The 26389-nt window shown below is 42.8% G+C and carries 18 protein-coding genes and 1 riboswitch; all 18 genes read left to right on the top strand.

What is annotated here, in order from left to right; genetic code table 11:
* Positions 1-209 precede the first annotated feature (209 nt).
* Positions 210-6413 carry a fibronectin type III domain-containing protein gene (locus tag ACP8HI_RS11265; protein WP_438351165.1) on the top strand — a complete coding sequence of 2068 codons (6204 nt, stop codon included), beginning with the start codon at positions 210-212 and terminating at the stop codon, positions 6411-6413.
* 282 nt (positions 6414-6695) lie between these two features.
* Positions 6696-7151: a helix-turn-helix transcriptional regulator gene (locus ACP8HI_RS11260; protein ID WP_438351164.1), complete on the top strand. Its 456-nt coding sequence runs from the start codon at positions 6696-6698 to the stop codon at positions 7149-7151.
* A 410-nt stretch (positions 7152-7561) separates the two neighbouring features.
* The gene (locus ACP8HI_RS11255; protein ID WP_438351163.1) at positions 7562-7966 is read left to right on the top strand and encodes a hypothetical protein; all 405 of its coding nucleotides are present in this window, start codon (positions 7562-7564) and stop codon (positions 7964-7966) included.
* Between the two features lie 218 nt (positions 7967-8184).
* The gene (locus ACP8HI_RS11250; RefSeq protein WP_438352013.1) at positions 8185-8337 is read left to right on the top strand and encodes a hypothetical protein; all 153 of its coding nucleotides are present in this window, start codon (positions 8185-8187) and stop codon (positions 8335-8337) included.
* A 113-nt stretch (positions 8338-8450) separates the two neighbouring features.
* Complete coding sequence (locus ACP8HI_RS11245) at positions 8451-9206, top strand: YheC/YheD family protein (protein ID WP_438351162.1); 756 nt, start codon at positions 8451-8453, stop codon at positions 9204-9206.
* 134 nt (positions 9207-9340) lie between these two features.
* Positions 9341-10327: a cation diffusion facilitator family transporter gene (locus ACP8HI_RS11240; protein WP_438351161.1), complete on the top strand. Its 987-nt coding sequence runs from the start codon at positions 9341-9343 to the stop codon at positions 10325-10327.
* Positions 10328-10650: 323 nt separating this feature from the next.
* The gene (gene leuC / locus ACP8HI_RS11235; protein WP_438351786.1) at positions 10651-12072 is read left to right on the top strand and encodes a 3-isopropylmalate dehydratase large subunit; all 1422 of its coding nucleotides are present in this window, start codon (positions 10651-10653) and stop codon (positions 12070-12072) included.
* A gap of 26 nt (positions 12073-12098) precedes the next feature.
* The gene (leuD, locus tag ACP8HI_RS11230; protein WP_438351785.1) at positions 12099-12701 is read left to right on the top strand and encodes a 3-isopropylmalate dehydratase small subunit; all 603 of its coding nucleotides are present in this window, start codon (positions 12099-12101) and stop codon (positions 12699-12701) included.
* Positions 12702-12723: 22 nt separating this feature from the next.
* Positions 12724-12819: riboswitch (guanidine-I (ykkC/yxkD leader) on the top strand.
* 73 nt (positions 12820-12892) lie between these two features.
* A complete protein-coding gene (locus ACP8HI_RS11225) occupies positions 12893-13234 on the top strand; it encodes a DMT family transporter (RefSeq protein ID WP_438351160.1) in 342 nt (113 codons plus the stop codon).
* Entirely contained in the window at positions 13234-13548 is a 315-nt protein-coding gene (locus ACP8HI_RS11220; RefSeq protein WP_438351159.1) for a DMT family transporter, read from the top strand. The genes ACP8HI_RS11225 and ACP8HI_RS11220 overlap by 1 nt, the downstream gene beginning before the upstream one ends.
* 215 nt (positions 13549-13763) lie before the next feature.
* A complete protein-coding gene (locus ACP8HI_RS11215) occupies positions 13764-15281 on the top strand; it encodes an N-acetylmuramoyl-L-alanine amidase (protein ID WP_438351158.1) in 1518 nt (505 codons plus the stop codon).
* Positions 15282-15305: 24 nt separating this feature from the next.
* On the top strand, positions 15306-15971 hold the full coding sequence (locus ACP8HI_RS11210; protein WP_438351157.1) for a GerMN domain-containing protein: 666 nt from the start codon (positions 15306-15308) through the stop codon (positions 15969-15971).
* A 198-nt stretch (positions 15972-16169) separates the two neighbouring features.
* Positions 16170-17564, top strand: a complete 1395-nt coding sequence (locus ACP8HI_RS11205; protein WP_438351784.1) for an N-acetylmuramoyl-L-alanine amidase — start codon at positions 16170-16172, stop codon at positions 17562-17564.
* A gap of 94 nt (positions 17565-17658) precedes the next feature.
* The gene (locus ACP8HI_RS11200) at positions 17659-18279 is read left to right on the top strand and encodes a GerMN domain-containing protein (RefSeq protein WP_438351156.1); all 621 of its coding nucleotides are present in this window, start codon (positions 17659-17661) and stop codon (positions 18277-18279) included.
* A 26-nt stretch (positions 18280-18305) separates the two neighbouring features.
* Positions 18306-21095, top strand: coding sequence for an S-layer homology domain-containing protein (locus ACP8HI_RS11195; RefSeq protein ID WP_438351155.1), 2790 nt, complete (start codon positions 18306-18308; stop codon positions 21093-21095).
* A gap of 191 nt (positions 21096-21286) precedes the next feature.
* Positions 21287-21961: an endonuclease III gene (gene nth / locus ACP8HI_RS11190; RefSeq protein WP_438351154.1), complete on the top strand. Its 675-nt coding sequence runs from the start codon at positions 21287-21289 to the stop codon at positions 21959-21961.
* Positions 21962-21995: 34 nt separating this feature from the next.
* Positions 21996-22268: an NAD/NADP transhydrogenase alpha subunit gene (locus tag ACP8HI_RS11185; protein WP_438351153.1), complete on the top strand. Its 273-nt coding sequence runs from the start codon at positions 21996-21998 to the stop codon at positions 22266-22268.
* A gap of 404 nt (positions 22269-22672) precedes the next feature.
* The gene (locus ACP8HI_RS11180) at positions 22673-26356 is read left to right on the top strand and encodes a dynamin family protein (protein ID WP_438351152.1); all 3684 of its coding nucleotides are present in this window, start codon (positions 22673-22675) and stop codon (positions 26354-26356) included.
* The last annotated feature ends 33 nt before the right edge of the window (positions 26357-26389 follow it).

The following is a 26389-nucleotide window of genomic DNA, read 5'->3' as shown; positions in this document are numbered from 1 at the left end:
TTCATAATAAATGACGGTTTTTTGGATGTTACTATTTTCCATTCAGCTGTAGTATCGAGTGGGAGAGAACATTTGGGGAAATTTCAATCGAATATTTTCACGAGGAAGGGATGTGTCGATCTGCAAATAACAACAAATCACGTACATGTGTGAAGCGAAATGTAAACGCTTACTACACCTTGGTGAGACTAAACGATGTATTTCATTTCATGAAAGCGGGGGATTACCGTTATATGCGAAGAAATAAGAAACGTCTATCTATGTTGTTTTTGGCGGCAGCCATTATATGTTCCACTGTCCTGCCATCTTTGCCGTTTGGTACACAGAGTGTAAGTGCCAACGCAGAGCAGTTTGTGAAAAAATATGATTTTGGCACGGCGACAAGTCCGGTATTGCCTGGATATACAGCGGTTAAAGAAACGCAGCTCTATACAGCGGAAGCTGGTTATGGTCTAAGCATGGCGCTGGCATCACGGAATCGGACCGGCGGCAACGATATGACCAATGATTTTGTACTTGGCGGATCTTTCACATTCTCAGCGGATATTCCGAACGGAGAGTATGACGTAACGGTTTATTCTGGTGATCTGCTTACAGGCACCAGCACGACCAAGACGAATGTCGCTTTGGAAGGTGCAGCGGCAGGTACGATCTCGACTCGCCAAGCCGTTGCTCAAGCAACCTATCGCACAACGGTCAATGACGGTCAACTGACGGTTGACTTATCGGCAACGACGGGCTATGCCTATCTGAATGGCCTCGTCATTGAGCAGGTTATGCTGCTGCCAGATGCGCCAGCAGGCCTCGCGGTTACTCGCGTTACGCCTAATGACGTCTCGCTGGAGTGGAGCAGCGTGGCAAATACGGTGTCCTACAGCGTATATAGAGGAGAGGGAGGCGGCTCTCACGCACTGCTTGGGCAATCGACGGAAACAAAGTATGTTGATACGAACGTAACGAAGGGTAGCAGCTACAACTACTACGTGACAGCTAGAAGTGCAGCTGGCTTAGAGTCGGCGCCGAGTCAATCAGTAATAGCGGCTGATATTCCACAGCTTGAAGTACCTTCAGCGCCGACAGGTCTCAGCGTCAGCGATGTGCAGGCCGCTTCGATAAAGTTGGGCTGGACAGTTACAGAAGGAGCAACCGGCTATAATGTGCTGCGTTCCGCTACAGCAAACGGACCCTTCACTGTCATTGGGCAATCCAGCACACCAGCCTATACAGATACAAGCGCGGACACTTCGTCTGCACACTTTTATCAAGTGACAGCTTATAATCAGCGCGGTGAATCTGCTGTGTCGAATACGGTGGAGAGCAGCGTATTCGACACAGCACCAAGTCCATTGCCTGAGGGTGACGTTCAGCGGTTTGACTTTGGCTCGGGCGCTTTAGCGGATGGTTATACACGAGTAACCTCTGCTACTGCTTACTCGGGAACGCAGAAATACGGCTTCACGGATATTTCTAAAGTGAGTTTAGGCGACCGAGGAACCTCGGATGCTTTAAGATCGGACTTTGCAATGCCGAAGGATACGACCTTTAAAGTAGATTTGCCAAATGGTGATTACACCGTGTCGCTTATTGCAGGCGACAGTACGGAAGCATCGGAAATCGCGATTAAGGTAGAGACGATTCAGAAGGTGCAGCTAACGAGCAAAGCGGCAGGACAGTTTCTAGAAATGGACTTCCAAATTGCCTTGGTTGACGGTCAGTTGAATTTGGATTTTGCAGGATCAGCTCCGAAAATTAATGCGTTAATCATTACGAAGCAGCAGGGCCGTCAAGCAGGTGAGCTTCCTACGGTGTATTTGGCGGGTGACTCAACTGTACAAACCTATGATGCTTACTGGGAGCCACAGGCTGGCTGGGGTCAAATGCTGCCGAAGTTTTTCAGCAATGATGTAACGTTCAAGAATCACGCGATCGGCGGTCGCAGCTCCAAATCCTTTATTGTCGAAGGACGTCTGGATGAGGTTTTCCGTGCGATTAAGCCAGGCGATTATTTCCTTGTTCAATTCGGCCATAACGATGCGACCATCAGCGTACCAGATCGCTACGCATCGCCAGCCGACTACAAAAATTACTTAAAAACATACGTAAACGGCACGAGGCAGCGGGGCGCTGTGCCTATTCTGGTAACGCCAATGGGGCGCAGAGACTTTAATGGTGACACGGGTAAATTTAACGTGAGCTTCCCAGAATACGTGAAAGCGATGAAGGAAGTGGCGGCTGAGCTTGATGTAGATTTAGTCGATCTTAGCACGCTCAGCGTAGCTTATTATGATTCGATAGGCGCTCAAGCAACATTATCGGTATTTCTTCATTTAGAGTCTGGTATTTATGGAGCGTTCCCGAATGGCTCTGCAGACAACACTCATTTCCAAGAATATGGAGCGATTCAGCTTGCTCGTCTTCTTGCGGGCGGTATTGAGCAGCTGGATACGGGATTAGCTGATTTCGTTAAAGAAATTGAGCAGCCGAGTGCAGTACCTGCAAAGCCGACAGGCTTGGTAGCAGGCAGTGTCAGCAACGCGGGAGCGGTGCTGCAGTGGACGGCTTCAGAAGGCACTGATATTTATAAAATATACCGGAAGCTGGCCTCGGAGCCGGATTCGGCTTATGCCATGATCGGAACGGCAATCATTCCGACACTTACGATTGGCGGCATGACGGAAGGACAGTCTTACGCCGTGCGTGTTACAGCTGTTAATGGTCTGGGGGAATCGGAGCCATCGAATGTGGTGTCCATTTCGACCAAATCAGCGCAATACCGTTTTGACTTCGGTCCGGTAGGGGCTCCTGTCGCTGCTGGTTATACGGAAGTAACGCGCAGCGTTATTTATACGCGTGAGCTTGGTTATGGACTTACTTCAAGCGCGGACATGATTGACCGTGATCGAGGAACAGCTACAGACGCGCTTCGAAGAGATTTTGTCGCGTATTTCGCTGGTTCCTACGAGTTCAAAGTTGATCTACCGAACGGCTATTATTCGGTCAAATCCTATACGGGTGACTGGATCGGCTCGACAAAAACGAACGTCAGCATTGAAGGTAAGGATTATGGAACAATCTCATCTGGTAAAGGCAATATAGCAGAAAAGGTGTTTAACCAGATCGCGGTTAAGGACGGACAGATGAATTTCACTTTTAGTGGAACAACAGCGCATCTGAATGGCCTTGAGATTACACCGCTTATGCTTGCACCAACGAATTTATCGCTGACCAGTCTTCAATTGGATACAGATCCAATATCAGCAGCCTTTACATGGGGAGCCGTGGACGGTGCAGCCAGCTATCGCGTATATCGGAAAGCGACTGTCGCCAGCAGTGCAGAGCTACTTGCTGCAACGACGGATACGACATTTACCGATACGACAGCAGATGTTGGCTTGGAGTATGTTTATACCGTTACAGCAGTTGAAAACACCGGTTTCGAATCGGTTACATCTAACGAGCTGCTCGTTTCGATGATTGACCTCAATGTAGCTAAGGCCGCTGTGCCAACAGGATTGACGGTGCAATCAACGAACAAAAACGATATTACGTTCACGTGGAACGTAAGTGGAAATGCGAGAATGTACAATATTTATCGCGCTAATACGGCGGATGGCGTGTATACGCTCATCGGCAAATCGACCGAGGCATCTTTTACCGATACAACGGTGCTTACGACCATTTCCTACTATTACAAAGTAGCTGCGGTTAACGCGGGTGGTATTTCTGAGCAATCGACAAGCTTGGAGACACCAGCGGTAACGACGCTGTATCGTAATATGGAATATTTGGATCGCGCGCCTGTTGCCGTGAAGCAGGACACAGGTAACTACGTTAGCTGGAGATTGTTGGGCCTAGACCCTTCGGCGATCGGATTTAACCTATACCGTGACGGTGTGAAAATAAACACGGCGCTTATTACGAACAGTACGAATTACGTGGATGCGGAAGGAACCAACCTATCCACTTACACGCTAACTTCCGTCTTGAATGGTGTGGAGAAGTCAGCATCTGAAGCATTTGGTGTGTGGCAGCAGCAATATTTGTCCATTCCACTTCAGAAGCCAGCGGATGGCTATACGAAGGACGGCCAGCTGTATTCGTACAGCGCGGGTGATGCGAGCGTAGGAGATTTGGATGGTGACGGTCAATATGAGGTCGTACTGCTGTGGTCCCCTTCGAATAGTAAGGACAATTCACAAGCTGGCTATACAGGCACCGTTTATATGGATGCTTACGAGATGGATGGAACACGCTTGTGGCGTATTAATCTCGGTCCAAACATTCGTGCAGGAGCTCACTATACGCAATTTATGGTGTATGATCTGGACGGAGATGGACGCGCAGAAGTAACGTTCAAGACAGCGGACGGTACAATTGACGGCAAAGGCAAGGTTATCGGTGACGCAAGCGCCGATCATCGCAACAGCAGCGGTTATGTGCTGCTTGGCAATGAGTATTTGACTGTATTTGAAGGTCTGACTGGCGGAGAACTTGATACGGTTACCTTTAATCCGCCGCGCGGTGACGTTGGCGCTTGGGGCGATGCATACGGGAACCGAGTAGACCGTTTCTTAGCTGGTGTCGCTTATTTGGATGGCGAGAATCCTAGCGTTATTTTCAGCCGGGGCTATTATACGAGAACTGTTCTGACCGCTTATGATTATCGGGATGGCGAACTGACACCACGGTGGACGTTTGACTCGAATGATGAAGGCTATGGAGCATACGCTGGACAGGGTAATCATAACTTGTCCATTGCCGATGTAGATAATGATGGCAAGGATGAAATCTCATTCGGTGCAATGGCGATCGATGATGATGGCAAGCCGCTGTACAATACAGGGCTTGGTCACGGAGATGCGATGCATCTTGGGGATCTTGATCCAACAAGACCGGGCTTAGAGTTGTTTGATGTTCATGAGCATACAGACTCCAAATATGGGATGGAAATGCGCGATGCGGCTACGGGTGAAATCCTTTGGGGTGTGTATACAGGTATCGATACGGGCCGTGGTTTAACAGCTGATATCGATCCGAATCACGTAGGCGAAGAAGCGTGGTCAGCAACGATCACGAATGAGCAGCATATTCCGATTACTGGCCTATACAATGCGCGCGGTGAGCTAATTACGACGAATATTCCGTCATCGACGAATTTCGCTGTATGGTGGGATGGCGATCTGCTGCGTGAGCTTGCGAACTATAACCGAATTGATAAATGGGATTATACCAATGAAACGACGGTTAATTTATTGACCGCCACAGGTACTTCCTCCAATAATGGGACAAAAGCGAACCCAAGTCTGCAGGCCGATTTGTTCGGTGACTGGCGTGAGGAAATCATGTGGCGTTCGGACGACAGCTCTGAGCTACGGATCTATACAACAACGAATGTCACTGAACATCGCATTCGCACGTTAATGCATGATCCAATCTATCGGTTGGGCGTTGCTTGGCAGAACGTAGCTTACAATCAACCGCCTCATACGAGCTTCTATCTCGGAGCTGACATGGAGGAGCCTGCTGCACCAAAAATCAAATATATTGGCGAACCGCAGCAGGTTGAGGATACGACAGCACCGGTTATTACCGGACTGCCACCGCAGCAACTTAAAAATACCGATGTTTACACAGTGCAAGTAACGGCGGAGGATCTTGAGTCTGGCATTCGCAGTCTAGAGCTAACCTTCGACGGAGCACCTATTGTGAATGGAAGCCAGCTATCCCTGACCGGTCTTACTGGGATTCATACGTTTACCGCGAAAGCTGTAAATAATGAAGGTCTTGAGTCGGTGAAATCCGTTGCGATTTATGTAACGGGTGCAGAGAAAGCAACGGCTGCTCCAGGCAAGCCTGTATTGTCCAATAACAATGGTCACGATAATGGTCTGCTGGATGGCAGCTATAAAGTGACGATGAACATGTGGTACGGAAATAATGGATCTATTTACAAGCTGTATGCGGATGGAGTGTTGATTGACACACAGGTGCTAACTGATAAGTCACCTTCCGATCAAACAGCGTCAACAAATATTACGGGCAAGCCAAACGGCACCTACGTCTACACTAGTGAGTTGATTAATTCCTTTGGTACAACGACCAGCGGAACTCATACGGTGCAGGTGAAGGATGCTTCTCCCGCAAAGCCGGTATTATCTAACGATAACTGGGATGGAAATGGTGATTATAAAATAACGATGAACATGTGGTGGGGAACGAACGGCACCACCTACCGTCTCTATGAGAACAACGTGCTTATCGATACGCAGACTTTAACAGCCAAATCACCGACCGCGCAATCCGCGTTCACGAGCATTACAGGCCGCGCAGCCGGCATCTATGAATACAAGGTTGAGCTATTAAATGATAGCGGAGTGACCGAGAGCAGCATAATGAAAATTAATGTGAAATAGCAGCAGTCCCATAAAAGGTTGGTCCTAAGCGCAAGTAAAGCTGCTTAGGGCCAGCCTTTTATGCTTGTGTGGACATAGAACAACCCCATTCTTATATAGCCAGAATGAGGTCGCGCAATTATGCTCCATACTAGAGCAGGAACAGCGCACGCCGATGCTGTATGCGGATCTGAAAAATCCAGATTCCAATAACGTTTATCGTAAAATAGGCTTTGTGGAGAGCGGGAAAATTGTAGATATCACATTTAGTTCGATGAGCCCCACATAGAAAGTTGGATACTCTTGAAAATAGATCGTTTGCTGGCCATGACCGTACTGCTGCTTAACCGAGAGCGTGTGAGTGCGAAGGAATTGGCCGAACGTTTTGAAGTTTCGATAAAAACCATATGTCGGGATATGGATACGTTAAGCCAATCCGGCATACCCGTCTTTGCCCATCAAGGAACGTCGGGCGGCTTTGAGATCATGAAACAGTACACCATTTCTCGTCAGTATTTAACGTTTGGAGAGATTTCGTCCATCGTAGCTGCGGTTAAAGGAATGGGCACAGTATTAGATGATTCGACCTTTGCCAGTCTGAATGAGAAGGTAAAGGCACTGCTCAGTAAGTCGGATAAACAACAATCCGAACAGCAAGGTGAGGGAATTGTGTTTGACCTCAATCCATGGGGACAGGGGCCGGAGGCACGCAATAAGGTGAATCCACTGAGGCGGATCATCCAAGTGATGAGTCGCTGAACTCTGTTGGTGTAGTCGTCGGAGCCTTCTCGCCTTTCTTCTTTCCTTTTTTAGCTTTTCCTTTATGTTTTCGTTGTTTCTTCGGCTTAAGGTTCTTGTCTACAGTGGACCACGATACGAATAAGTATCGTAAAGAAACGTTGTAATGGATGAGAGATCCGTCTGCCAGAAGTTAACCGCAAGCGGCCAATCCTTAGGGATAAGAACAAGACCAGGGCCATAATGTGTACGAAGTTGTTGAAGAACAAAGGCTTAGTAATCGGTGTGTGGAACGAGAACAGGTTTCAAATAGATGCACTCCAATCGCAGATAGGTAAAAGACACCCTTCACACGCGATTTTGAAGAAATGGAGATAAAGTCAAGGGTATTTCAGATAAAACAACTAAAAATTCCTAGAATGTTTCCCATAATGAAATATGGAAATGCAGCAAACTTGCTCGGAGTTGGTAAGTATTCGGGAGTTTCATATCAGCAATGTGAAGGATCTCTGGCCGGACGGGAAGATTCTGATCTGTATAACGTATTTCATCAAGTGCAAACGGTGAACGAGAAATTGGATATTTTGAATCGAAAAAGGAATGCTTGGCAACATCTTATCGAACAAGATAACGTTTTCAAGCAAAAGGCGGTACAATTATCTCTCGCTGAGCAAGCTGTTCACCTCCATGACTATGAGCGGCATTATGCCGAATCGATTGAGGAACTGACACGTAAGAATAAGCTCTTCGAAGATGCTCTTGCTGAATGTAGGCAGGCAGAGGAATCTCTCAATAAGGCTGTTGTCATTTACGAGCAAGAAGAGGAAAGAGAGTGAAGCGTAACGTTTGAACAAGCGAATCAAGCGCATTCTATCGTTGAGGAACGCTGGATTGAGGGTCAAGCAGGATTACTTGCAAGTCATCTTCATGATGGTGATCTTTGTCCGGTTACGTAAGGAGAAATCGACGACTGAAAATAGACACCTTGAGGCCAAGGCAACCCTTACAGCTACCTAACAGCAGAATCAGGACAAACAGCTTCAATTGATTGAACATGGCCATTGATATTCTTATTGACTTGCAGCAGTCCGGTCGAATGATTGGTGTGATCTCACATGTGCAGGAGCTGAAACAAGCGATACCGGCGATCCTGGAAGTGAATAAGACAAGAGAGGGATACAGTTATACCGAATTTCATGTAAGTTAGTACGTCATGATGTCATATCCTAAACTAGATTTTATAAGGATTATAGGCAGAAGTGGTGACAAGCTATCTCTTCCATTCATATGCTAATAAGCAATGAAGAGGAGGTCTTCGTAATGAATTATAGGAGCACCACAATCAAAAGCAAATGGGTAAAAACAAACTGGCTGTTAAAGCATCCGGATTTAAGAAAATATGTTCCACAAACGATGCCTTTTAATAAAAAAAACTTAATTTCGATGCTTTCTTCTTATTCTACTGTTTATTTCAAACCTACGGGCGGTTCGGGAGGGTTTAATATTATTCGGATCAAAAGAAAGGAGAAAAGCTACCAAATCCAATTCAATACAGTCAAATCTACTTATTCTACTATGGATCGTTTGTACGATAAGTTGGAACGATTTTCCAACAAAAGGCCATTTTTACTACAGAAAGGAATTGATTTGGCGAAAACGAAAGGAAACCCCTTCGATATTCGTGTTATGGTCCAAAAGACGAACAAAGGAATATGGGTTAGCAGTGCCATTTTCACGAAAATAGGGAAGACTGGTAAGGTTGCGACGAACTATAATCAAGGTGGGAGAATCGGGTATTTACATCAGACGATGTCAGGCGCAGGGTACAATACAGACGCAATTAAACATATGGAAACAAGATTGAAGAAGTTGGGTGTCTCCGTAGGGAATAACTTCGATCAACATAAAAAGGGATTCAAGGAACTAGGTCTGGACGTGGCTTTGGATTCTATGAAAAAACCGTGGATTCTGGAAGTGAATACGAGACCCCAATTTTATCCCTTAAAGAACATGAAGGATAAAAAAAGTTATCAAGTAATCGTTTCTTATGCTAAACAATATGGGAGATCTAAATAAAACAAACGGGACTTCTAAAATACAGTATCAATTATTTTGGATAATTGATATTGTATTTTTAATACATAATGTATATATCATTCACAAGAAGACAAAAATTAAATTACATCACTTGCGAATATTTAGGAGGAACGATGAGACCAGTAGCCACAGACAAAGAGTCACTATGGCAGTTAATAAAAAAAGGAAACAAATCGTCAGCAATTGCTATGACAGGTAATGCAGTGCTAGCTGGAATTAAGACGGTTGCTGCAACATTGAGCGGCAGCGGAACGATGTTTGCGTCGGCTATGCATTCACTTGCTGATGCGATTAACCAAGGCTTTGTATTTGTCGGAAGTGTACTCTCGGAAAAAAAAGCTACACGACGTTTCCCAACCGGTTTCGGGCGTGTCATCAACATTTTCTGTATGATCGCTGTCCTTGTCGTTACCGTTATGGCATACGAAACGATACTCGAAGGGATACATTTAATCCAGCATCCAGAGCAAAGTGGAGGATACTTCTGGTTAAGTGTGGCTGTACTCGTAATTAATATTGGGGTTGACGGGGCTATTCTGTATAAAGCGATGAAAGAAATTCTCCATGAAGCTCGAGTAGAGGCGAAAGGTCTGGGGATTGTAACAGTAGCGTTTAAAAATGTTAGTCGTGCAGCACCCCCAACAAGGTTGGTATTCTATGAGGATCTTGTAGCTGTGACAGGAGCACTTCTTGCACTTATAACGATTGTTGTCACTACGTTTGTAGCTTCGTCCTATTTGGACGGGGTAACTACAATTCTAATTGGTGTGCTTATGGTCGGAGTTGCTTTTAAAGTGGGTTACGACAATATGGTTGGTCTGATTGGAGTAGCAGCTCCACAAGAAATAGAAACAAGAATTTCGAATATTATACTTCAAGCACCACATGTGAAAGATATTTATTCTTTACGGATTATGCAAGAAGGCCGTTACTACCATGTAGATGGTCTGATCGAGCTAGAAAAAGGTTTTACCCTTGCTGAGGCAGATGATATTAAATTCGATATTCGAAATCTTGTATTACAAGATCCGGACATCGTAGATGTTACGTTCGGGATTATAGAGGATGATGATCAGGAAAATTGGATTGTTAGCGAATAGAGCAGTTCAACTTTAATTAGATGAGTTATAAACAAATTTTAATAATATTAAAAAACGGTGGTGTAGGAATATATTCCTACACCACCGCTTTTTGATTTGTTTGAGCACATAATCGGCGATGAATTCAATAATCAGATCTGGGAATCACAATACATAGAGTTCATATAATATAACCTCCACATGTGTTATAGTTTAAACCTATAACGTTTATAGATATTATATCTTGGAACAATGAATGATTTGATGATATTATTGTAATCAATCAAGTGACGCTTAATAGAGGCAGATCTTCCAAAGTTCGAATTTAAGATGGGGTGAATATGATGAGTAAAAAGACAATGTTTGAGAAAATTTGGGACAATCACATCATTCATCAAGAAGAAGGCAAACCGAGTATTCTGTATATCGATTTGCATCTTGTTCATGAAGTGACATCTCCACAGGCGTTTGAAGGACTACGTCTAAGTGGACGCAAAGTACGCCGTCCTGAACGGACTTTCGCTACAATGGATCATAACGTTCCTACGAAAGACCGTTTTAACATCAAAGATCCAATCTCTAAGCAACAAATCGATACTCTTTCACAGAACTGTCGTGATTTCGGTGTGACATTATATGATCTAGATAGTCCAGACCAAGGGGTAGTCCACGTTATGGGTCCAGAGCTCGGACTTACGAATCCTGGGAAGACGATTGTGTGTGGCGATAGTCATACTTCGACTCATGGAGCTTTTGGAGCTTTGGCTTTTGGTATCGGTACAAGTGAAGTTGAACACGTATTAGCAACGCAATGCTTACAGCAATCCAAAGCCAAAACGATGGAAATTCGTTTCGTAGGCAAACGTAACCTAGGAGTTACAGCGAAAGATATGATTCTAGGCGTTATTGCTAAGTATGGTACGGATTTCGCTACAGGTTATGTTATTGAATACACGGGTGAATCGATCGTTTCATTGACGATGGAGGAGCGCATGACCATCTGTAATATGTCTATTGAGGGTGGCGCTAGAGCAGGTATGATCGCTCCAGACCAGACAACATTTGACTATTTGCGTGGACGTCAACATGTACCTCAAGGTGCAGATTTCGACAAGGCTATTGAAGATTGGAAGAAATTATGTACTGACGAAGGTGCTGAGTTTGATACGATATTGGAATTTGATGTCGATTCATTGATCCCTCAAGTAACCTGGGGCACGAGCCCGGGAATGGGAACGGATATTACTTCGAAAGTACCAGTTCCATCCGAATTGCCAACAGAGAATGAACGTAAAGCGGCTGAGGATGCACTTGAATATATGGATCTTAAACCAGGTACGCCAATGACGGAGATTGAGATTGACTACGTATTTATTGGTTCTTGTACGAATGGACGGATCGAAGATTTACGAGCTGCTGCAGCAGTGGCGAAAGGTCATAGTGTAGCGGGTAGAGTTACTGCTATCGTCGTACCAGGATCTGGAAGAGTGAAGATTCAAGCTGAAGAAGAAGGTCTTGATAAAATTTTCACTGAAGCGGGATTTGAATGGCGTGATGCAGGCTGTAGTATGTGTCTAGCGATGAATCCGGATGTACTTGAGCCAGGACAACGTTGTGCTTCTACATCGAACCGTAACTTCGAAGGTCGTCAAGGACGCGGAGGACGTACACATCTTGTATCCCCTGCTATGGCAGCAGCTGCTGCTGTCAAAGGAAGATTCGTGGACATTCGTGAGTGGAACTTCAAGACGGAAGTAGCCAACTAAAGAAAGAGAAGAGAGGAGTTAACAATATGGATGCATTTACTAAATTAACAGGGATTGTAGGTCCGGTAGATCGAGTTAACGTGGATACGGATGCCATTATACCTAAACAATTTTTGAAAAGAATTGAGCGGACGGGATTTGGTCAGTTTCTATTCTATGAATGGCGTTTTGATCTAGAAGGAAACGACATTGAGAGCTTTGAGTTGAATAAACCTCGTTACAAAGGTGCATCTGTTCTTGTTTCGAGAGCTAACTTTGGTTGTGGCTCATCACGTGAGCATGCTCCTTGGGCGATCTTGGATTATGGATTCAAATGTGTCATTGCACCTTCATTTGCAGATATCTTCTATAACAACTGCTTCAAGAACAGCATCTTACCTATTAAGTTGTCTGAAGAGCAAGTGGAAGATATATTCCAACGTACAGCTGCAAATGTAGGCTACAAGTTGAATGTTAACTTAGAGAATCAAACCTTGACTGATGATTTAGGTCTGCACATCGACTTCCAAATTGATGAGCACCGTCGTCAATTTCTTCTACAAGGTCTTGATGATATCGGATTAACACTTCAACATGAAGCGGAAATTACAGCATTTGAGCAAAAAAGAGACAGTGGTGTAATAGTCTAATTGAACTACCTCTAATTATATATTAAATGTTTTCTAGGGTTCCGCAACTAGCGTTGGTCTGGTCCGAGAGAAAACTCATAGCTTTGCTATGTCACGGAAGGATAAAAGCCTGGGAGAAACTGTGTAACAGTTATCACCCAGGTTCTTTTTGTGTTTTTTTTGGGAAATATAAACCTAAGGAGTGAAATGAAATGAATAAAGATTGGATAAAGGTCATGATTGCAGCTTTCTTTGAAGTCTTTTGGGTCATAGGTTTAAAACATGCTAATGATGTTTGGACATGGACAGGAACGATTATTTCTATTGTGATTAGTTTCTATTTATTGATTATGGCTGGAAGAAAGCTTCCAGTAGGGACAGTTTATGCCGTATTTGTAGGAATGGGAACAGCAGGTACTGTTTTATCCGAAGTCCTCTTTTTTGGTGAACCTATCAAAATTGCGAAAATACTTCTGATATTACTATTATTGGCTGGTGTTATTGGTTTGAAATTAGTGACAGAGGACAAAACACAGGAAGGGGCTAGCTCCTAATGGCTTGGGTTTCTTTAATCTTTGCAGGAATATTTGAAATGATTGGTGTTGCTATGATAAGTAAATTGCATAGAGACCGTAATTGGCAGTCCATAGTCTTGTTAATTGTTGGTTTTGGAGCAAGTTTTCTATTACTTGCATTTGCGATGAAAACACTTCCGATGGGTACAGCGTATGCTATTTGGACAGGAATTGGGGCGTCTGGTGGAGCAGTATTAGGAATGTTCTTGTATGGAGAATCCAAGGATTGGAAAAGAATTGTTTTCATTTCAATGGTTTTAGGTGCAGCGATAGGGTTGAAGCTCGTCTCGTAAAGAGAAGTCCCATATACCTTATTTGAAGTAAATTGAAAGATTATGAATTAATTATATAAAAGATAATTAGCCTAAAAGAGCTGATTATCTTTTTTTTTGAAGAAAAAAGAAAAAAAAGCAGGAATTCAGAACATTAGCTAGAATAGTGTCTATATTGAGAAAAATGCAGGTGAAAAAGCTTCTTTTAGAGGAAATATCTACAACCGAGGTGAATAATGAAGAAATTTAGTCTTTTGTTGTTGTTGTGTGCGTTCTTTCTTGTCGTTTGTCCAAGTGAAGGTAAGGCGGCAGCAGTTCAGTCAAAGATCATTCTGGATGGTAACGAAATAACGATGCCAGACAATGTTCAAGTTGCAGTAGTTAATGGTAACGTGATGATTCCGATTCGTGTCGTTGTGGAAAATCTTAAATTTAATGTAGATTGGAATCAAAAAGACAAAAGTGTGAGGATTCAGCAGAATTCAAAAGTCATTTCACTTACAGTCGATAAAGATGAAGTTACTGTCGATGGGAAGAAGGTCATTCTTAAAACTGCACCTCAAGTAAAGAATAATTCAGTTCTTGTTCCGATTCGTTTCGTGAGTGAACAAATGGGACTGACTGTGAGTTGGGATAATACAGATAAGACTGTTTATCTGACAAGTGCTGAACCTGGTTCTGCGGACAATGGACAAGCCAATACGGATACAGATGTAAAAGTAGATTTGCCTACGCTTACTGTACCGAATGAGACTATTCCATCTGTAACTACGCCATTAGTGGATCCTGCTGAGAAGACGAACAGTACGGTTAACAGAATAGAATTTGTTAATAATCAACTTGTTGTATCTTTGGATCATGAGGTAAAACCTAAAATAATGACATTGAGTAATCCAGATCGAATTGTGGTAGATTTACCTAACACGACATTTGCCGATACATTTGCTGCAATTCAACCTTTAGATACAACACTACAAGGTGCATTGGATACATTGGAGCCTAGCGTATATCCAAATGTAACTGGAGTGAAGTATTCTTTGTTCACGCGTGATCCGAATACGGTTCGTATCGTAATCGGTCTGAATGCTGCTCAAAAGTTTCGATTGAATCAGGACTTCGGTTCAAATTTCATTGCTGTCGATTTAAATGTTTCTGAAGATGAAGTTGGATATGAAGAGGAAGCAATCGTTGATTCAGGGCATTCTGGACGTAAGGTTGTCGTGATTGATCCGGGGCATGGTGGGTCAGATCCGGGTGCTTCGAGTGTCACGAAAAAGCGTGAGAAGGACTTTAATTTGTCCGTAGGGCTGAAAGTTCAGGCCATTCTTCTGAAGGAGCCGAATATCGATGTTGTCATGACTAGGGAAAGTGATGTATATCCAACTTTGTCGGAACGTGCATTACTTGCAAATCAAATAAAAGCAGACGTATTTGTTTCTATTCATGGGAATAGCAATACATCATCAAGCCCTAACGGAACGGAAACATATTATTATAAACGGTCTGAGAGTAAAGAGCTGGCAACTATTATTCATAAGTATGTCATTAAAGCTACGGGCTTAAAGGATCGTGGCGTTAAGAATGAGAACTTCCATGTTATCAGAGAAACGACAATGGCTGCTTCTCTTGTAGAGGTGGGATTCTTAAGTAATAGCATTGATGAAGCTGTATTATTTACCGATGACTTGCAGAATCGAGTTGCTCAGGCTATTGTGGATGGAATTAAAGAGTATTTAAGTAAAGGAACGAAGTGATTTCTCCCGGAGGATGTGCTTATATTGTATAAGAGAATAAGATGTGTATTTATATTGTCTTTATTGATTGTTATAGGAACGGGATGTGGGCAGAAGCCGATGACAGAAGGAGGTACTGTTCAAGGATCAAGTACTAATCATGACCAAGAAATCTCATCGACGCCAACGGAAGAGGTTGCTCCTCCTACAGTAAATGCTAGCACGGATGATCAGGAGACAGTTGTAGATGTTGCAGAGGGAGATAGACCTGTGGACAAGGATATCGTAACAAAGTCTACTGATTCCGTCTCAAGCGAGAAGATTGCAGTCTATTTCACGGATCCCCAAGCTGAGGAACTTATAGAAGCAGAGCAGGAGATTCGCTTTTCTGATGAAGTTGAGAAATATGGTTCAGCATTTAAAGCATTGCAGTCTAGTAACAATCCTGATCTAATTCCGCTATGGAGCAAGATTGAACTGAAGTCGATATCTTTCGATGCAGGGGATATTACGATGGATATTCACATGCCGGATGAAGCAAGGCTGGGATCAGGCGGAGAGAGTTTTGCACTAACTGCCTTGAAAAAGACATTATTTCAATTTGAAGAAGTGAAAAGCATCGAACTGCTTGTAGATAATGAGTCTGTTGAGAGCCTTATGGGACATGTTGAGTTGGAACATCCAATGGTTCGAGATGATGCATCAAACTAAGACTGATGAATAAAATTAGCATGATATAGAGTGAAGAACCTGATAGCAGCGAATCTGCTTTCGGGTTCTTTGTCGATAAAAAGGAAGATATTCGCAACCTTTATAGCGAAATCACGTCTAATAGATGTCCGAAGAAAGGAAGTGAGAGGAAATTAAATGGATTAGAAATACAAAATTTTAGGAATGGTAGGGTGAATGATGAAGAAATTTAGCTTTCTATTGTTTATTATCATCTTTGTTATGGCATTTCCAAACAAGGGACAAGCGGCTTCAGGACATTCAAATGTATATTTGAACGGTAAGGAACTTGTGTTTGCATCAAATGTAAAAATAGAGAACGTTAATAACAATATAATGATTCCAATTCGTGTGGTCGTCGAAAATCTAGGATTTGAAGTCATATGGGAGCAAAAAGAGCGCACGGTAACTATAAAGAATAAAGATACAACGATACAGTTGACAGTTAATAACAAGGTTGCATGGGTGGATGGTAGTAAATCTACATTGTTAACCGCTCCAATATTGAAAAATGATACCGTCTCGGTACCCCTTCGATTTGTTAGTGAACAGATGGGAATTCAAGTTGATTGGGATAATACTTCTAAAACAGTATATTTACTTTCATCAGATAAAGGGGCAGGAAACACAAATGGAGACAACACCAATACAACGGATCCATCACTAGCGGCCATTTCTGGTATGAGTTTTAGTGAGAATCGTTTAATGGTCGCTGTAACGGGTAATGTAAAACCAAAGGTGTCTGTGTTGAAATCGCCCGATCGTATTGTCATTGATATGCCTAATGCCCAGTTCTCAGATACATATGGGGCGACCCAAGAACTTGATGCTCATATGCAAGGGAGTTTCGCGGTAAGTGGTTATCCAGATCTTACGAAAATTAGATATTCATTATATAGTGATTCACCCTCAACAGTGAGAATTGTGATGGATTTGAATCATGCCCAAAAATACACATTGTATAATGAGGGTGACCTGTTTATTGTTGATCTGAATTCGTCAGAAACTGAACCATCCTTTCCGGTAGGAGGCAACGGGAAAAAAATAGTAGTTATTGATGCAGGCCATGGTAATCAGGATCCCGGGGCGATTGGTGTGACAGGCAAGAGAGAAAAGGATTTCAATTTGGCTGTTACTTTGAAGACGGGACAACTATTAAAGAACGAACCGAATATAGATTTCGTATTGACACGAAATAATGATACTTTCTTGGAGTTAAAAGATCGCGTGAAAATTGCTAATGATTTGAATGCAGATGTTTTTGTATCTGTACATGCAAACAGCGCGGGTTCGTCTGCAGCTACGGGGAGTGAAACATACTACAAGAATGATAGTAGTATAGCATTCGCAAAAGTCATGCATAAGTATTTAGTGAAAGCAACAGGACTTAAAGATCGTGGTGTTCGTTATGGAAACTTCCATGTCATCCGTGAAACGAAGATGGCTGCTATTTTATTAGAAGTAGGCTATCTTAGTAATAAAGCAGATGAATCAGCATTGTTTACTGAAAACTTACAAAATCGGGTCGCCCAAGGTATTGTGGACGGAATTAAAGAGTATCTTGGAGTGAAGTAATTGCTACAAAACTTTAAAGTAAATGCTTCCGATGTTAGTTTTGACGAAGTGGAAATCAAGAAGTAACGCTACAAAACTTTTAGGGGGAAAAAATATGAATAGAAAATGGTGGAGTGCGGGGATTCTCGCTTTAGTTGTAGTCCTTGGAGCAGGATGCGGGAATAAGCCGCAGGCGCAGCCAAACGATGGGCAATCAGAGACAGTAACTGTACCAACGGAGAATGTACCAACAGAGAATGTACCAGAAGAGAATGTGCCAACAACAAATGGATCCGGTGGGGGCAATAGCACAGAGGGAGATCAGCAGACTCCAGCAGACGCTTCCAAAAAGGAATCGATTAAGGTGTATTTTACGGACCCAGAAGCGATGGAATTAATAGAGTCTACAACAGAGATCACGTTTGTGAATGAATCTCAAAAATATGAAGAAGCTTTTAAAGCACTTCAAAAAAGTGACAACGCTGAACTCATTTCATTATGGGGGAAAATTGAATTGCTCTCACTTGATTTCAAAGGAGATGCCATAACGATGGACATTAACCTTCCAGATGAAGCCCGTCTTGGATCAGGTGGTGAAATGTTTGCACTTGAAGCACTTCAAAATACAATGTTTCAATTTGATGAAGTGAAATCTGTTGAACTTCTTGTCAATGGTGCTAAAATAGAAAGTCTGATGGGACATGTTGATTTAGAGCATCCAATGATGAAAAATTAGAAAGAAAAGCAGGAATTGGAGCTTCTATGTCGAATCTTAAATTGATTCTAGACAGTCTGATTTGTGGTCATTATGAGAGGGGAAGAAATATGCAATCCAAGCGCAGCAATTCTAAGAGTTCCAAAAAGGTCGTATCCGCCGTTCTTGCAAGTATGGTGGCATTAAGTTCAGGAGCCGCGGTTTTTGCGGAAGAAACGACACCAGTAGCTACCAATGCTGTAATATCCGCTTCCGGATCATTTAGCGATGTGAAAAGTGGGTTTTGGGCTGAAAAACACATCTATAAACTAGCATCTCAAGGTATATTATTGGGTGATAAAGGGTTATTCAGACCTAATGATAGTGTGACGCAACAGGAAGCAGTAACTATGGCCATTCGATTTATGAATATCCAGGACCAATTAAATACAAATACTGCCGTTGTGTTTCCTACTAATTTTACAGTGAACAATTACTTTAAACCATATGTAGCTTTAGCTTTCCAGCATAATTTGTTGGATAAGAAGGTTGAAACGGATGATACTACATCCAAAACAACTTGGGGCGAGAAGAAAGCTAGTCGTGAATGGATTACGGAACTGTTGGTGCGTGCCATTGGTAAGGAGAACGAGGCTAATGCTTTAGCGACAAAAGCAACTTCATTCGTAGATAACAGTAAAATTTCTGCTTCTAAACTCGGGTATGTAAATGCTGCAATCGAGATGGGATTAACGAATGGTATTGAAGGGAATCGTTTCGATCCGCTAGGTTCTGTTACTCGTGCTCAATTAGCAACCTTCTTTAGTCGCGGTGAAGATCAGACTGATATCAAATATGTAAATTCAAGTGAAGGTATCGTGACAGAATTAACTGACAACTCAATAAGTCTATTTGTTAATGGTAGTATTCGCAGTTTTCCATTAAATAATACAACGGCTTACTATACGAAAACTTCCGAAACCAAAGTTTCATTCTCTGATATCAAGTTGTATTCCAAAGTCATGATCATTGAGAATAGCGGCAAGGCTGTATATGTAGAAGTCATAGATCCGCAGGAACAACTTGAGAGTATTGAGACTACTTTTGAAAGATTGTTCCAAGGGAATTCACTTGGAGTCTCTAATAATACCGCATTTGAATCTTATAATTATGATGCCAGTACGGTATTCCTTGATGTAAGTGGAAATAAGATTGAACCTAAAGATTTAACAGCTGGAAGCCAAATCATTATTAAACGTGAGACATTCACATCAGCGAAGAATCTTGTGGTCGTTCAAGTGAAAACAGGTGTCATCAATAAGAATGGTTCGGGAACGGTGGAAAGTATAGACATTAATTCCAAGACGGTTGGAATTAAGAACACAGTAGGTACGATTGAAAGTTATAAATGGGATGACGTGCCTGTAATTAGTTATCAGGATCAATTACTAGTTCCAGCGGAGTTAAAAGTGGGTTCAGTCATCAACTATACTGTTCAAAATAATACCATTCGTTCGATTGAAATAACTCAGGCTGTTGAGCGGACGATTCGTGGTACTATCTATGAAATTGGTGCTAATGGGACGACCATTACGTATACTAAAACGGGTGGATCATTGGAAGTAAAGCTGCTATCTGCTAAACCTGAAATTGTTATTAGTGGTATTGATAAGCCAATTCTAGCAGATCTTCTAGCTGACGCTACTGCTGGAGATCAAGTTGAAATGACGCTAGACTCGAAGGAATTGGTAACTAAAATTGTCGTGCTTAACAGACAAATGGAACAAAAACCAAATGCCACAGTCGTATCTTATGATACAAAGACAAAGCTTTTGACGATACTAGATGAAAAGAATAAACCATTTGTAGTTACAATAGATGACAAGACAAAGCTGATTTACAATACGTCGATACCATCATTGACAGGCATTGAATCACTTCTAACTAGTGCTCGTAAAATTAATCTTAGCTATATTACAAATCGTGCTTTGACGCTCGAAGTTGTATATAAGTATGATGGAACTGTAACAGCAGTGGATACGCTTGCTAGAAAAATAACGATTCAAGGTGCCAACGGTCAGAGTATGACTCTTCCTTATCTAAATACTTCGGTTGAGATGTATGGTAAAAGTTATCTGAATATATCAGATGTAAAAGTTGGCAATGAAGTAACACTTGTACTCGGGGATAATCAAGATACGGTATCCAAAATTCAGATGAAATCTTCCGTTCAATATGAAGTGGCATCTGTTGATTCTGGGAATAAGTGGATCACTGCAAAATCAGGAAGTGGTACCAACTATGTGTATTTAGACAAGGCGACTGTTACTAGTGATAGTGGACAATCAATGAAAGCTTCTGATTTACAGATTGGTCAGATTGTAAATGTCACTTATAGTGGGGAGACTGCTATATCAGCGCAAGTGACCAAGTTAATTTCTGGTGAAGTACTGGCTGTAGATACAGCAGCCTCTAACATTACCGTAAAAAGTTTTGCGGGCGGTACGGATGTTGTGAAAGCCACAGGTGCTATTAAGATCCTTCGTGCTGGTAGTACGAGTACTGTATTAAATAGCCTGATTCCTGGCGAACGTGTTGAAATTCGTAAAGATGTAGACGGCACTACGATTATCAATGTGCTTAGTAAAATTGAGAAGACTTTCTGGAAGTATACAGATACTTCAAGAGAATTTTATGTGAAAAAACAACTTGCAAACGACAAGAATTTGTATAAATTGTCACCAAATGCATATATTCATCAAGGTGACACGACATTATCCGTGCAATCTCTCCGAGAAAATGATAAAATTGTACTGTATTTTCACAATGATGTAATAGTGGAAATACAGAAACAATAATCTGCTTTCGGTAAGGTCATGAAATACACCGTCTTGATACGGGATGTACTTCCTGGATCAAGACGGTTTTTTTGAAATATAAGTTAAGGATAAGTTTTATATTATTCTTTATACTTATATTTTTGGTAGAGACGGATCGCTTCCTTAACAAGAATGGGACAACCGTTTCTCCTTGTCAGGAGGTATTCATCATGGTAGCTGCAACAGTACGTCATATTTTGGACACAATGACTGATATGTTCCCTGAGGCACATTGTGAATTGATCCATAGCAACGCGTTTGAATTAACGATTGCTGTTCTCTTGTCTGCACAGTGTACAGATGAGACAGTAAATAAGGTTACTAAGGATCTCTTTCAGAAGTATACATCGCCCCAAGATTATATCGATGTTCCACTTGAAGAATTGGAACAGGATATCCGAAGAATCGGACTTTATCGTAATAAGGCCAAGCATATTCAGAATTTATGCAGAATGGTGATAGAGCAATTTGACGGTGATGTTCCTAGAACTTATGATCAATTGGTGCTGCTTCCAGGAGTTGGACGTAAGACTGCTAACGTGGTCGTGTCGAATGCGTTTGGAATTCCAGCCATTGCGGTGGATACGCATGTGGAACGGGTGTCTAAACGTCTGGGGTTGGCAGGATGGGATGACTCTGTACTTGAAGTAGAAAAGAAGCTGATGAAAAAGATTCCGCGAGATGAATGGACAGATACTCATCATCGACTTATTTTTTTTGGACGTTATCATTGCAAGGCTCAAAATCCACAGTGTCAGGTTTGTCCGCTGCTTGATGTATGTCGTGAAGGCAAAAAACGTATGAAATTGACCCAAAAAAGGAAAGATAAAGAGATCATTGGATAGTGAACATTAGAGCTGGAGAAGGATGGGATATTAGATGAAGTGTATTTCTGTGTATACAAACAATTTTGAACAATTTTCCGATATTTTTGAGAGTGTTGTGGACAGCGAGTTTGCAGAGAATGAAGAAAAAGAAGTGGATGGTATTACTGTGAGCCATTCCGGAGAAGTGCCAGAGTTTTATTTTGAGCGTATGTCACAGAAGCCAGAAGTCGTGGTTATGAGAGATAGATCACGCGGTGTGACTATTCTTCAACATGGTTCTGTGTTTGAAATACTGTTCCCTGAGCTTGAGGATGCCTTAGTTTAGGTGCATAACTAATCAAACAGGGTTAGTTCATATTAATTAAAAGAAATAAAGCCGGGGGATTCCTTCGGTTTTATTTCTTTTTTGTTAGTACATAAACAACACTTAAATTAGAATAGTGAACCTTTTTGCAACTAAAGTTGATAACTTGTAGGTGATGGAAGGTGATTGTGGTAGTAGTTCCTTTCCGCAAATCAAATGAATTCCCCGACCAAGGACTCCACAAGGCATTTTACTTAGGTTATAACGTCTAAATTATGATAAAGGATACCGTTAAACCTTATGTAATGTTAAAATGAACTTATTTCAATGAGAATAATCACAAGAGTTAGGCGTGACAATACGTCATATATAATTCGTCAAATATAAATGGTGATAAGTATGTTCATAAGGGAGAGAATTCACTCATGGTGGCAGTGGCACAGAGCGACATGAAGAACGTAGCAATAGATTTGGAAGCTTTTAATAGCAAGCTAACCGCTTGGGGAGATATGAAATCCTGTAATAATATCAACGATTTATTGCAGAAGAACAATTCTGGTGAATTAACGATTGCCGTATGTGGTCATTTCTCTGCAGGGAAGTCGAGTCTAATTAATACGTTGTGTGGGATGAAGGTATTACCTTCAGGTCCTGTACCAACGAGTGCGAATGTGGTGACGATTCGTAATGGTGTACCGCGTGCGCTCATATACCCTGTTGGTCCGAAGGATATGGAAGGCGATAATGAACAGCTTACACCGCTAGAGGTATCGCCAGCACAACTTGATGATTATTGCATGAATGGTGGAGAGTATTCGTCCATTGAGGTTTGGGAGACGATTCCTTTTCTCGGATCAGATGGTGTTCTGATGGATACTCCAGGAGTAGATTCTACGGATGATGGGCATAAGAAAGCTACTCATTCAGCGCTTCACTTGGCTGATGTTGTACTGTATGTGATGGATTACAACCATGTTCAATCTGAGAATAATTTGATGTTCGCGAAGAGTTTATCCGATTGGGGGAAACCACTATATTTGATTGTTAATCAGATTGATAAGCATAAAGAGCAGGAGTTATCTTTTGCGGCATATCATGAGGAAGTGGTTACAGCATTTCAGCGCTGGCAGGTTAGCTATGAAGGGATTATTTATAACTCCTTAAAGGAAATGGATCACCCATATAATCAGCATGATCGGTTGAAATCATTGATTACAGATTTAATTGTGCAGAAGGAAGCCTTGCTAGATTATAGTATTTCTTGTTCGGTTCATCATGTTGCCGAGGATCATTTAGAACAATTTAAAGAGTCTTTAGCGGATGAGAAGGAACGTCTTCTTGAAGAGTTAGGTGGGGAGGAAGTTCTCGATCGGATTGAAGCAGGTATGAAGTCATTGGAGCTTGAGCGAGGGCAGATTGAAGGCGGTCCACAGCAAGAGAGAGAAATTCTACGTATTGAGTTAAATAAGTTATTGGATAATTCGAACCTAATGCCGGCAGAAATAAGAGGGTTAGCAGAGCTGTTCTTGGAGAGCCGTAGGCCTGGATTCAAGAAGGGATTATGGTTAGCTGGTAATAAGACAAAGGCAGAGCAAGAGCAAAGACAAAGTCAGTTTCTTCACAAGTTGCAGGAGCAAGTGGCTTCACAGGTGGAATGGCATGTATGTCAGATGGTGATTGAATGGGGTGAGACGCATGATCTATGGAGTGAGGATTGGCAGAAGGAAATGGAGTTATTCATTCCGCGTATAGACGAAACGGTTATTCTACATGCACTACAGAGTGATGCTGTTCTATCTGGCGAATATGTTCTGAACTATTGTCGTAGCATTGCTGAACATATTAAGGGTTTGTATCGTCGTAGCATGATGGAATTCATTGAGCAGCTACTATTGCTGCTGGATGAGGCTGCTGCACGCGAGCTGCAGCAGCTAAGTCAACGTATGGCCGACCTGCAGCAGCAGTCGGTCGCCGCCTCCCGCTATGCAGCGCTGCTGCGGGAGGAAGCCGCGCGGGCGGCAGCTCTAGCGGAGCTGCTGCCGCCGCGCCAGGGCATCACCCCCGGCCTCCTGCCGGTGGTGGCGCCCTTACGGCCGCTCGCCCCTGCGGTGGCGGCCAAGGACGCGGGCACGCTTCGCGCTGCGCCCGTAAGAGCTCTTGCCCCGCCGCAGAGCGGAGGCGGGGCTGATCCGCGCGGCGGCGCGACCGGAGGTCGCCGCCAGCGCTTAGCAGATGCGGCGGCGCAGTTGCATGCCGCGTCCGCACTGCTAGGGCAGTACCCTGCGATGGCATCTGCCTCGCGGGCAATCCGTGAACGCGCCGCTGCGCTAGAAGGCGGCACGTTCACACTAGCGCTGTTCGGTGCTTTCAGCGCGGGCAAGTCCTCCTTCGCCAATGCCCTGCTTGGCGAAGATGTACTGCCTGTATCACCGCATCCAACTACCGCGGCGATCAATCGTATTCTTGCACCGCATGGTGACTTTATACACGGAACAGCACAGGTGACCATGAAGTCGCACGAGACATTTATGGAGGATTTGAGAATATCCTTCGCTACCCTCCATTTAGGTGTGCCTGATCCTAATGAATGGTCTAAGGCGGTGAATAACTTGAGTTCAGAAGGTATACATCCTGCTGGTTTACCTCATTACGGCTTCCTTAAGGCCGCTAGTGCTGGGTGGATGAAAGCCAAGGAACTTTTGGGTACGGAACAAACCGTCGATTTTCCACAGTATCGCTCCTTTGTAGCGGATGAGAGTAAATCTTGTTTTGTCGACCGTATCGATTTGTTTTACAGTTGTGATCTAACAGAACAGGGCATTATTCTTGTGGATACGCCAGGGGCAGATTCGTTGCACGCACGTCATACAGGAGTGACTTTTCAATATATGAAGTACGCTGATGCCATCGTGTTCGTAACCTATTATAATCATGCATTTTCCAAAGGGGATCGTCAATTTCTCTCTCAATTAGGGAGGGTGAAAGATAGCTTTGCACTGGATAAGATGTTTTTTATTATCAATGCCTCAGATTTAGCTGCATCAAGTGATGAGCTTGCGCAAGTGATAGACCATGTGCAATCCAACCTTCGGAGTAATGGCATTGGTTCCCCTCATATTTATGCTCTGTCGAGTATGAAGGCGTTGGAGGGTAAGCGTAAAGGCGATAAGTCATCGTTGTTAGCTTCAGGGTTTATGACATTCGAGACATCATTAGGTGATTTTGCCGGGAAAGAGCTGCCGGGATTATCTATACAAGCCGCAAGACAAGAGATTACATCGGCTCGAATGCGTGCGGAAGAATGGGATCGGATATCTCGACAAGATGAGGCGACTAGAGATGGACAGCGACTTGAACTTTCCAATATGGTTACGAAGGCTAACGCAATGTTGAGTCAGTTCACGAAGTTGGAAGGGCTCCATAGGGTTATCGAACAAGAGACGAAAGAGCTGTTATTCCACGTTTGCCAACGGATATATTATCGATTGGGATCATTCTTTCAGGAATCTTTTCATCCTACTGTACTCCGTGAAGGCATTGGTTCTCTGAGAGAGATATACACGGATTGCGGACGAGAGTTAGAACAGTCCCTATTAAGGGAAATCGATCAAGAAATATGGGCAACCACATTGCGACTTGAGCTAAAGGCCAAATCAATCCTCGAAGAAGCGGCGATTCGGTTTACAAATCAGATCCATGGCTTGAATGAGGGAATGTTATTAACACCCATGAGAGAGAATCAAGATTGGATAGTACCTGATTTGCAAGGTAGTCAATTCCAGCAATCTATGGATTGGGATAGTATGTGGTCTTCTTTTAAAACGCCAAAGCTATTCTTTGAAGGAAAAGGTCGTGAGAAGTTACGTCTTACCATTGAACCAAAGTTAAAAGAGGCTATAGCAGAAGCTGTCATCCTACAGCAACAGCAGTTATCTGATTTTTATGTAACTGAATTTCAAAAGGGGCTTCATCGTCAAGCAGGTATTCTAGAGGAGCAATTAGTAGAGGGTTACAGTGCCCTAGAACAAACACTACAATTAACAGATTCTCTCGAACAATGGCATGAATTAGCAAATGAATTAACTATATTTGAGCAAGTGTTAGAATAAAAGATAAGGAAATAGCTGGATTAGGGAAGCGCT

It is taken from the genome of Paenibacillus sp. FA6 (genome assembly GCF_051550225.1).
In the GTDB taxonomy this organism is placed as follows: Bacteria; Bacillota; Bacilli; order Paenibacillales; family Paenibacillaceae; genus Paenibacillus_AQ.
The sequence above is the reverse complement of the archived record's forward strand: the minus strand, read 5'-3'. Positions and strand labels throughout refer to the sequence as shown.

Excerpts from the sequence above, each read along its gene's own strand:
- ACP8HI_RS11265 (WP_438351165.1), top strand. The coding sequence starts at position 210 with ATGAAAGCGGGGGATTACCGTTATATGCGAAGAAATAAGAAACGTCTA.
- ACP8HI_RS11255 (WP_438351163.1), top strand. The coding sequence starts at position 7,562 with ATGAAATATGGAAATGCAGCAAACTTGCTCGGAGTTGGTAAGTATTCG.
- ACP8HI_RS11250 (WP_438352013.1), top strand. The coding sequence starts at position 8,185 with ATGGCCATTGATATTCTTATTGACTTGCAGCAGTCCGGTCGAATGATT.
- ACP8HI_RS11245 (WP_438351162.1), top strand. The coding sequence starts at position 8,451 with ATGAATTATAGGAGCACCACAATCAAAAGCAAATGGGTAAAAACAAAC.
- ACP8HI_RS11240 (WP_438351161.1), top strand. The coding sequence starts at position 9,341 with ATGAGACCAGTAGCCACAGACAAAGAGTCACTATGGCAGTTAATAAAA.
- leuC (WP_438351786.1), top strand. The coding sequence starts at position 10,651 with ATGAGTAAAAAGACAATGTTTGAGAAAATTTGGGACAATCACATCATT.
- leuD (WP_438351785.1), top strand. The coding sequence starts at position 12,099 with ATGGATGCATTTACTAAATTAACAGGGATTGTAGGTCCGGTAGATCGA.
- ACP8HI_RS11225 (WP_438351160.1), top strand. The coding sequence starts at position 12,893 with ATGAATAAAGATTGGATAAAGGTCATGATTGCAGCTTTCTTTGAAGTC.
- ACP8HI_RS11220 (WP_438351159.1), top strand. The coding sequence starts at position 13,234 with ATGGCTTGGGTTTCTTTAATCTTTGCAGGAATATTTGAAATGATTGGT.
- ACP8HI_RS11215 (WP_438351158.1), top strand. The coding sequence starts at position 13,764 with ATGAAGAAATTTAGTCTTTTGTTGTTGTTGTGTGCGTTCTTTCTTGTC.
- ACP8HI_RS11205 (WP_438351784.1), top strand. The coding sequence starts at position 16,170 with ATGAAGAAATTTAGCTTTCTATTGTTTATTATCATCTTTGTTATGGCA.
- ACP8HI_RS11200 (WP_438351156.1), top strand. The coding sequence starts at position 17,659 with ATGAATAGAAAATGGTGGAGTGCGGGGATTCTCGCTTTAGTTGTAGTC.
- ACP8HI_RS11195 (WP_438351155.1), top strand. The coding sequence starts at position 18,306 with ATGTCGAATCTTAAATTGATTCTAGACAGTCTGATTTGTGGTCATTAT.
- nth (WP_438351154.1), top strand. The coding sequence starts at position 21,287 with ATGGTAGCTGCAACAGTACGTCATATTTTGGACACAATGACTGATATG.
- ACP8HI_RS11185 (WP_438351153.1), top strand. The coding sequence starts at position 21,996 with ATGAAGTGTATTTCTGTGTATACAAACAATTTTGAACAATTTTCCGAT.
- ACP8HI_RS11180 (WP_438351152.1), top strand. The coding sequence starts at position 22,673 with ATGGTGGCAGTGGCACAGAGCGACATGAAGAACGTAGCAATAGATTTG.